Annotated in this window: 10 protein-coding genes; 6 read left to right on the top strand and 4 right to left on the bottom strand. The window is 50.3% G+C overall.

Annotation, left to right across the window (positions count from 1 at the left end):
* Positions 1-296, top strand: a 296-nt coding sequence (locus tag G441_RS0114530; RefSeq protein WP_026377028.1) for an integrase core domain-containing protein, incomplete at its 5' end; no start/stop codon positions are given.
* 48 nt (positions 297-344) lie between these two features.
* Here the strand turns inward: G441_RS0114530 and G441_RS19850 are convergent.
* The 4 genes from G441_RS19850 to rpsT all read right to left on the bottom strand — a co-directional run bounded on the left by G441_RS19850 (position 345) and on the right by rpsT (position 2,681).
* Positions 345-518: a hypothetical protein gene (locus G441_RS19850; RefSeq protein WP_026377027.1), complete on the bottom strand. Its 174-nt coding sequence runs from the start codon at positions 516-518 to the stop codon at positions 345-347.
* A gap of 93 nt (positions 519-611) precedes the next feature.
* Positions 612-914: a hypothetical protein gene (locus G441_RS0114520; protein ID WP_026377026.1), complete on the bottom strand. Its 303-nt coding sequence runs from the start codon at positions 912-914 to the stop codon at positions 612-614.
* Positions 911-2,302: a M20/M25/M40 family metallo-hydrolase gene (locus G441_RS0114515; protein ID WP_026377025.1), complete on the bottom strand. Its 1,392-nt coding sequence runs from the start codon at positions 2,300-2,302 to the stop codon at positions 911-913. Before G441_RS0114515 ends, G441_RS0114520 begins: the two co-directional genes overlap by 4 nt.
* Before the next feature lie 115 nt (positions 2,303-2,417).
* Entirely contained in the window at positions 2,418-2,681 is a 264-nt protein-coding gene (rpsT, locus tag G441_RS0114510; protein ID WP_026377024.1) for a 30S ribosomal protein S20, read from the bottom strand.
* Between the two features lie 170 nt (positions 2,682-2,851).
* On the opposite strand from rpsT, the gene G441_RS0114505 reads away from it, so the two are divergent.
* The 5 genes from G441_RS0114505 (at position 2,852) to lspA (ending at position 9,293) form a co-directional block, all read left to right on the top strand.
* Positions 2,852-3,280, top strand: a complete 429-nt coding sequence (locus G441_RS0114505) for a CBS domain-containing protein (protein ID WP_026377023.1) — start codon at positions 2,852-2,854, stop codon at positions 3,278-3,280.
* Positions 3,281-3,369: 89 nt separating this feature from the next.
* Positions 3,370-4,932, top strand: a complete 1,563-nt coding sequence (murJ, locus tag G441_RS0114500; protein WP_026377022.1) for a murein biosynthesis integral membrane protein MurJ — start codon at positions 3,370-3,372, stop codon at positions 4,930-4,932.
* Between the two features lie 77 nt (positions 4,933-5,009).
* The gene (gene ribF / locus G441_RS0114495) at positions 5,010-5,939 is read left to right on the top strand and encodes a bifunctional riboflavin kinase/FAD synthetase (RefSeq protein WP_026377021.1); all 930 of its coding nucleotides are present in this window, start codon (positions 5,010-5,012) and stop codon (positions 5,937-5,939) included.
* A 44-nt stretch (positions 5,940-5,983) separates the two neighbouring features.
* Positions 5,984-8,809, top strand: a complete 2,826-nt coding sequence (gene ileS / locus G441_RS0114490) for an isoleucine--tRNA ligase (RefSeq protein WP_026377020.1) — start codon at positions 5,984-5,986, stop codon at positions 8,807-8,809.
* Entirely contained in the window at positions 8,802-9,293 is a 492-nt protein-coding gene (lspA, locus tag G441_RS0114485; protein WP_026377019.1) for a signal peptidase II, read from the top strand. Before ileS ends, lspA begins: the two co-directional genes overlap by 8 nt.
* The last annotated feature ends 1 nt before the right edge of the window (position 9,294 follow it).

The raw sequence follows: 9,294 nt of genomic DNA, 5'->3' as shown, positions 1-9,294 counted from the left end.
GGAAGCTCATTCACCACTCAGATAGAGGAGCACAATACTGCTCCAAAGAGTATCAGCGACTGCACATTAAACATGGAATCATATGTTCTATGACTGACGGATATGATTGTTATCAGAACGCATTAGCCGAGCGAATAAACGGAATACTCAAAATGGAATACCTAGTAACGAAGCCAAGGGATCTGGAAGAAGCAAAGAAAATGGTGGCAGAGTCAGTAGCGCTCTATAATGAGCAAAGGCCACATATGGCCTTAAAATACAAAACGCCCGATGAAGTACACCGGGCGTTTACGTAACCTAAAAAGTGTCAATTTATTTTAGGACTAGTCATGAATGCAGGCGAACTACCGGTGGGTAAGCCACAGCATTAGCGTGTAAAACAGCGCGATGACGGCTGAGATGATCAAAATATACAGAAAGCCCTGTTTACCTTGCTTAAGCGTGTAACCATTGTGTTTGAGATACAAAAACCATAAAAAACACAATCCAACGGGCAACATGAAGAGCAGTTTAATCATAGAAGTCGTTCCAAATAAATATACTTACTGGTCTTTCACGATAGTATGGCCAGAATAAGGCGTTTAATCGCGCTATTTAGAAAGAGACTGTTATTAACCAGTTACCATTTTTTTAATAACGCCAATCAGTCCTTCTTGCCTGGAAATACTGTACACCTGACAGTTTTCTTTCAGTCCGGCTTCCAGACATAAATGCAGACGATTGGTCGTCTCATCAATGCGTGCGAAGCTTTCATTGGCACCCATCAGATGCCCCTTACCGTCAAGGCCTGTGTAATAGATGCTGCTGGTCGACACCTCGTCGCTGCCGTAGTAGATCACCTTTGGCATTGCCACAATCCAGACGAGCATGACTGCAATGACTATCGCGATCAGGAAGACAATCGGTTTTTTCATCGCGCACTGCCTAACTGAGGAGCGGGGCGAGGGTCAATGTCGCCATTTGCCATCAGGTAACTGAAAATGGCGTAGGCCGTCTGATTTTGACGTATCGCATCTATGTCAATTTTATCGAGAGTATCGTTAGGCGTGTGGTGATAATCGAAATAGTAGGTCCCATCCTGTCGAAGCGATACCACTGGCACGCCTTTGGCAGGCAGCATAGAAATATCAGGACCACCGCTGGCTTCGTTATTTCCTTTGACGATGCCCAGCGGTGCAAGCGCATCAAATAATGTCGTAGCCTCAGCCAGTGCGTCGGGGGCAAAGCGGGTGTCGATTTGATAAATCCGACCAGCGCCGAAATCAGACTCAGCCGCCACCACGATATTGGCTAAATCGCTCTCATTGGCACGGGCATACTCTCTGGCGCCAACCAGTCCGATTTCTTCTGCCGCATAGAGCACCACGCGTAGCGTACGCTTTGGGGCACCAGTGGTTTGTTTAAGCAAGTTTGCTGCGGCTACCACGATACCAACACCAGCACCGTCGTCCAGGGCGCCAGTACCCTCATCCCAGGAATCTAGATGGGCACCGATTAATACCACTTCATCAGGCTTCTCGGTGCCGGTAATTTCCCCTATTACGTTATAGCTGGTCTGCCAGCCATGTTCTTTGGCTCGCATATCGACGAACAGACGTACGTCATGGCCGTCGTTAATCATGCGTTCCAAATTGTCAGCATCGGCATTTGACAGTGCGCCTGCCGGGATCCGCTCAACACTGTCGTCATAGCGCATTGCGCCGGTGTGAGCGAAACGCGAGTTAGATGTCCCCACCGAACGAATCAGAACGGCATGGGCCCCCAGTTTGGCCGCTTCAATCGCGCCTCGTGCTCTGCCGATAACGACCGGACCATAGCCGCGGCCAGCCCGGTCTCGCTGCATACGTTTATTGATAAATACGATTCGGTCTTTTACCTGCTCGGCTTTGGCTTGCTGCAATTCTTCAAGCGATTCAAACATGACGACGCTTGCTTCAAGGCCGCCAGGCTGAGTAGCAACTGAGCCACCCAATGCTGTGATCACCAACTGCTGAGGAAAAGGCGCAATGACGCGCGCATCTGCCAGTCCTCTCGACCAGTTTCTCACCCGCACAGGTTGTTTATACACTTTATCGAATTGCAAGGATTTGAACAGTGATTCTGCCCATGCAACGGCGCGTTTATCGGCCTCACTGCCAGGAATACGTGGACCCACCTCGGTAGTCAGTGACGTAACAATCTCATAGGCCTGATCACTTTGTTCAGAGGATTGGATGAGGCGCTCCAGCGGGTTAGTTTCATCAGTGCTGGCACAGCCTGCCAGAAGGAATAATGCAGATAGGGTGATAAGCAATCGTCGCATGCAGGGCGATTCCTGTTGGTTAAAACATTTTGATTAACAGAGTGTATGCAAACTGCAGACACAAAAAAAGCGCCGAAAGGGCGCTTTTTTGGATTTCTCTCATCGACTCTGGCGATTAGGCCATTGCTTTGATTTGAGCACTCAGACGGCTCTTATGGCGAGCAGCCTTGTTTTTGTGGATCAGGCCTTTAGTGGCCATGCGGTCCAGAATAGGTGTAGCAGCAGCCAGAGCAGCTTGTGCACTGTCTTTGTCGCCTGCTTTAATCGCAGATACAACTTTCTTCAAATAGGTGCGAGTCATGGAGCGACGGCTGGCATTATGCTGGCGACGCTTCTCGGCCTGGATCGCACGTTTCTTAGCAGACTTAATGTTAGCCAAGGTGAACTCCCAAAAAAATTCATGTCAAAATTAAGGGTGCGGATTGTGCCTATCCTTTGCTCATATGTCAAATGAAATGTGGGCTGTAATCGCTATTTTGTCGCCTGACTTGCAACTGATGCTATCCGCGTCAATGATTGACTGGTAACAAACGTTTTTTGGAGCAGTATATGACTCTCACCGTAGCAGATATCATGACCAGCCATCCGGTAACCCTGCATCGTGACAGTACCTTGAAGGACGCGCACGATATCACGCGTAACAAGGGCATTCGCCATTTGCCGGTGGTCGACGTAAATAACAATAAATTACTGGCTATTGTGACGCAAAAAGCCATGATGGCCAAAGTTATCAGCTTGGTAAATCTTTACGGACACGAAAAGCTCCCGGAGGTCGAGCAGCAAACCAATATCATGGAAATCGCGGTGGTGGATTACGATGCTGTGCGTGCTAATGAAAAACTGGCTGACGTGGCCTCCTTTTTTGTTGACAATAAACATGGCTGCTTGCCTGTGGTAGACAGTGAGGGCCTTTTACAGGGCATTATCACTTCATCTGACTTTGTTAAACTGGCGGCCAAACTGCTCAGCGAACAATGAAATACTTGACCGCAGACATATTTCCATTGTCTCCTGTCTACCCGCACCGTTAATGTCACCCGCCAGGGATATGTCATAAAGGAATTGGTTTGTCTCGCAAGTTATTAAAATCCGGCGTTGTTGTCAGTGCCATGACGCTGTTGTCCAGGGTGCTTGGACTAGTCAGAGACGTGGTTGTCGCGAATCTGATGGGCGCGGGCGCTGCCGCTGACGTGTTTTTCTTCGCCAATAAAATTCCTAACTTCCTGCGTCGCTTATTTGCTGAAGGTGCCTTTGCCCAGGCGTTCATCCCGGTCCTCGCTGAAGTCGACAGCAGCGGTGATAAGCAGGAAATGAAGCGGTTTATTGCGCGCATCTCGGGCACTATGGGGGTAATTGTTACCGTTGTCACCATTATCGGTGTGATTATCTCGCCAGTGATCACCGCCTTATTTGGGTTTGGCTGGTTTTTGGATTATGCCAACGATGGCCCGGACGGCGCTAAATTTGAGCTGGCCTCGTTGATGCTCAAGATAACCTTTCCATATTTGGCCTTTATCGCATTGGCTGGATTGGCCGGCGCAATTCTGAATACTCTGAATAAGTTCGCTGTGGCAGCGTTCACGCCGGTACTGTTAAACGTCAGTATTATCAGCTGTGCTATCTGGATGGCACCGCAACTTGCGCAGCCTGCGTTTGCTTTGGCATGGGGCGTGTTTATTGGCGGTATCGTGCAGTTAGTGTTTCAATTACCCTTTTTGTATCGTGCTGGCGTACTAGTGAAACCCCAGTGGGGCTGGCGAGATCCGCACGTGGCAAAAGTGAAAACGCTGATGATCCCTGCACTGTTTGGCGTTTCAGTGAGTCAGATTAATTTGCTGCTGGATACGTTCATTGCCAGTTTCCTGATGACCGGTTCAATCAGCTGGCTGTATTATTCAGATCGTTTACTGGAATTTCCGCTTGGCTTATTTGGTATTGCTATCGCCACGGTGATTTTACCCACCCTGTCACGCAATCATGTCGGACAGGACAGTAAGGCGTTTGCGGCTAATATGGACTGGGCGGTACGCATGGTCGCAGTGCTCGGCATTCCAGCCGCTGCCGGTTTGATTGTTTTGGCCGAACCCATACTGCTGGTGATTTTTCAGCGCGGCGCATTTACGCCACAAGATGCCACCATGGCGTCCTACAGTCTGATGGCCTATGCCAGTGGTTTATTCAGCTTTATGTTAATCAAGGTGCTGGCACCCGGCTTTTTCTCGCGGCAGGACACAAAAACACCGGTACGTTTCGGCATCTACTCCATGGTTGCAAACATGGTATTTAACATTGCTCTGGCGATACCCTACGGTTACGTCGGTCTGGCCATCGCTACCAGTATGAGCGCGACGCTTAACGCGGGACTGTTGTATCTCAAACTGCAGCAACTGAAGGTCTATCACTTTAGCCCTGCGACGCTGTGGTTTATTGCCAGAGTCGCCTTGTGTTCCGCATTGATGGTGGCCCTGATAATCTGGCTTAAACCACCAATGACGTCGTGGACAGAAGCACAGCTGATGGACCAGATCATCTCACTGACCAAGCTGATTCTGAGTGCCTGCCTGTGCTTTGCGGTGCTACTCCCTATCTTGGGCATCAGACCGACTCATTTTCGCAATAGTGCGGTCTGATACCATCAGCCTTTAATTCACGGTCAAGTCGGTTATAATCGCCGCTTCGAATTTTTGATGATGGGCACGAGGCTGAGTTGGAGTTAATCCGCGGTTTACATAACTTGAGAGAAAAGCATCAAGGCTGCGTATTGACCATCGGCAAATTTGATGGTGTGCATTTGGGGCATCAGGCGGTGCTGCGCAACCTGGTAAAGAAGGCGCATGATATGGGCCTGCCAGCCACCGTCATGGTGTTCGAGCCTCAGCCCGAAGAAGTGTTCACGCCAGATTCGGCGCCGGCCCGACTGAGCCGATTACGCGACAAGTACAACGCACTAAAAGCGCTGGGTATAGACCGGTTGTTGTGTGTGAAGTTCGATCAACGATTTGCCAGTTTCAGTGCCGAACACTTTGTTCAGGCGCTGTTAGTCGAACAGCTCGGCGTGAAGTTTCTGGTTGTCGGTGATGACTTCAAATTTGGGCAAAGGCGTCTCGGTGACTTTACCATGTTGCAGAAGGCGGGCGAACAATTCGGTTTCGACGTGGCCAGTACGCATAGTTTTATGCACGACGCCAGCCGCATCAGCTCAACCGCCATTCGTGATGCATTAGCTGATGGTGCATTTGCGCTGGCTGAGCAGATGCTCGGCAGACCCTTTGCTATTACTGGAAGGGTTGTGCACGGTGACAAGAAAGGCCGCACTATAGGCTTCCCAACAGCTAATGTGCTGTTAAAGCGGCGCCGGGCGCCCCTAAGTGGTGTGTTTGCAGTACAGGTGAAAATTGGCGCAGAGATGTGGCATGGTGTGGCCAATATTGGTACCCGCCCGACTGTTCACGGCGTGCGCTCGCAATTGGAAGTGCACGTGTTTGACCTTGATAAAAATCTCTACGGCCAAATGATAGACGTGATACCCAGAGCGAAAATTCGGCAAGAAAAGAAATTTGACTCGTTTGATTTGCTGAAAGAGCAAATCCAGCGTGATGCAGAGCAGGCAAAATATCTGCTGACAGACATTATTTAACAAACCCGTCATCGCAATGACAGCAAGGTTGGAACTACACCCCTATGAGCGATTACAAATCAACGCTTAACCTGCCAGAAACGGCATTTCCCATGCGCGGAAACCTGGCCCAGCGCGAACCGCAAATGCTGGAGCAGTGGACTGAACAACAGCTTTACAAGAAAATTCGTGAAGCCCGTCAGGGTGCGAAGCCTTTCATATTGCACGATGGCCCTCCTTACGCGAATGGTGATATCCATATTGGCCATGCGGTGAATAAAATCCTCAAAGATGTCATTGTTAAAGCCAAGACACTGTCAGGGTTTGATGCACCTTACGTGCCTGGCTGGGACTGTCACGGGTTGCCGATTGAGCTACAGGTAGAAAAAAAGGTTGGCAAGCCAGGCAAGAAAATCAGCGCCGCAGAGTTCAGACAGAAATGTCGTGACTATGCAGAAAAGCAGATTGAAGGACAAAAGAAAGATTTCATTCGTCTTGGTGTGCTTGGTGAGTGGGATAAGCCATACAAGACCATGGATTTCAGCTCAGAGGCCAATATCATTCGCGCACTGGCGGGTATCGTTGAATCCGGTCACCTGGAAAAGGGCTTTAAACCCGTTCACTGGTGTACTGATTGTGGTTCAGCACTGGCAGAAGCGGAAGTCGAATATAAAGACAAAACATCACCGTCTATCGACGTGCGTTTTGCGGTGGTTGAGCAGCAGGCGGTAGTAGACTCCTTTGACCATCCTGAAGGCAAAACCGGTGATGGCCCGGTCTCCGTGGTGATCTGGACGACCACGCCCTGGACGTTGCCTGCCAACCGGGCAGTGTGCGTCAATCCCGCTCTGCAATACGCGCTAATTCAGGTAGAGGGTGATAATCCAGAGCGCCTTATCGTGGCATCTGACCTGGTCACGTCCTGTATGGATCGCTTCGGTATCGAGCACTATCACGCGCTGGGTTATTGTCATGGCGATGCATTGGAAAATATCCGCATCAAGCATCCTTTTTACGACTACGATGTGCCGGTGTTACTTGGTGATCACGTTACTACCGAGTCGGGTACCGGTTGCGTACATACTGCGCCGGGCCACGGTGTTGATGACTTTAATGTTGGCCAGAAATATGGCATCGAAGTTGCGAACCCGGTGGGTGCCAATGGTGTGTATATGGATGGCACGCCTCTGTTTGCCGGCGAGCATGTATTTAAGGCCAATGCACACATTATCGACGTGCTTCAAGAGCACGGTGCGCTGGTGCATCATCACGCCTACGAACACAGTTATCCACACTGCTGGCGTCATAAAACACCGATTATCTTCCGCGCCACACCACAGTGGTTTGTCAGCATGGATAAAAACGGTCTGCGCAACAAATCACTGGATGAAATTAAAAAGGTCGAGTGGATCCCGGACTGGGGACAGAGTCGAATCAGCAGCATGGTGGAAGGGCGTCCAGACTGGTGTATCTCGCGTCAGCGTACCTGGGGCGTGCCGATTCCGCTGTTCATTCATAAAGACAGTGGCGAGTTGCATCCAAACACGTCTGAACTGATTGAAAAGGTTGCCTTGCAAGTTGAACAGAAAGGCATCCAGGCGTGGTGGGATATCGACCCGCAGGACATGCTCGGCGATGATGCAAATACCTATGTGAAAGTGACGGATACATTGGATGTATGGTTTGATTCCGGTGTGACTCACTATTTCGTTGTCGATAAACGGGATGATATTCCGGCTTCGGCTGACCTTTACCTTGAAGGGTCTGATCAGCATCGTGGCTGGTTTATGTCGTCATTAATGTCGTCTGTGGCCATTCACGATCACGCGCCTTATCGACAGGTGTTGACGCACGGCTTTACCGTTGACGCGCAGGGCAAGAAAATGTCCAAGTCACTGGGCAACGTGGTCGCCCCTCAGCAAGTAACGAATAAACTGGGTGCCGACATTCTGCGCCTGTGGGTCGCCTCTACAGACTATCGTAGTGAAATTGCCGTATCGGACGAGATCCTCAAACGCTCGGCTGATGCCTATCGTCGTATCCGCAACACAGCCAGATTCCTGCTTGCGAACCTCAGTGGGTTTAACCCGGCACAAGATCAGGTTGCGCTGGATGACATGGTCGCGCTGGACCGTTGGGCAATTGAGCGTGCGGCAACTATTCAGAAAGATATTGTTGAGGCTTACGAGCGCTATGACCTGTTGGTCGTGTGCCAGAAGCTTATGCATTTCTGTTCAATTGATATGGGCAGCTTCTATCTGGACATTATTAAAGACCGACAATATACCGCGAAAGCGGACAGTACGGCCCGCCGTTCCTGTCAGACCGCCTTATTCCATATTGTTGAAGCACTGGTTAGATGGATGGCGCCGATCATGAGCTTTACGGCCCAGGAAGTGTGGCAGGAAATGCCAGGCGACCGGGGTCAGTTCGTGTTCACTGACTACTGGTACAAGGCACTGCCAGATGGCACCGCGGCAGGCAAGTTTGATGATGCCTTCTGGACCCAGATCATGGACGTCAAAGATGCCGTTAATCGCGAACTCGAACAGGCCAGAAAAGCAGGCGCGCTGGGCGGCTCTCTGGAATCTTCTGTCACGCTCTACGCAAATTCAGAGCTGGCGACGAAACTTAACCTGCTGGAAGATGAATTACGCTTCGTACTGATCACGTCTGCCGCACACGTCGTTGAAACTGACACGCCTCCCGGTGATGCAAGCCCTACCGATATCGAGGGGCTGGCAATCAGCGTGGCAAAATCTAACGGCGAAAAATGTGTGCGTTGCTGGCATTACCGCGATGATGTGGGCAGTCACTCTGCGCACCCCCAACTGTGTGCTCGCTGTGTAGATAACGTGGAAGGTGAAGGGGAGCAGCGCGCCTATGCGTAGGCTGTTTTCCCAGACGGGTTGGCGTTTTTTGTGGATTGCTGTGTTGGCATTTATCGCTGACCAGTGGAGCAAAACGGCAGTAGTCAATTCGATGGAACTGTACCAATCGATTCAGTTGACTGGTTTTTTTAACCTGACGTATGTACATAACTATGGTGCCGCGTTTAGCTTTCTGCATCAGGCGGGAGGCTGGCAGCGCTGGTTGTTTACCGCGATTGCCATCGTCGTCAGTGGGCTCATACTGTGGTGGTTGAAACAGACCAACAGGCAACAAGTGCTGCTGCCATGTGCATTCAGTTTTATCCTCGGTGGCGCGTTGGGTAATGTGTATGATCGGGTTGTGCATGGCTACGTAATAGATTTCCTGGACTTCTATTATCAGCAGTGGCATTGGCCGGCGTTCAATATCGCCGATAGCGCCATTTTTATTGGTGCCAGTCTGCTGATCATCGATATGTTTAAAAACGGTAGTGAGCAGGATTAAC

Origin of the sequence: Aestuariibacter salexigens DSM 15300, assembly GCF_000429145.1 — a bacterium.
Lineage (GTDB): Bacteria > Pseudomonadota > Gammaproteobacteria > Enterobacterales > Alteromonadaceae > Aestuariibacter > Aestuariibacter salexigens.
This window is presented reverse-complemented; position numbering and strand designations above follow the sequence as displayed.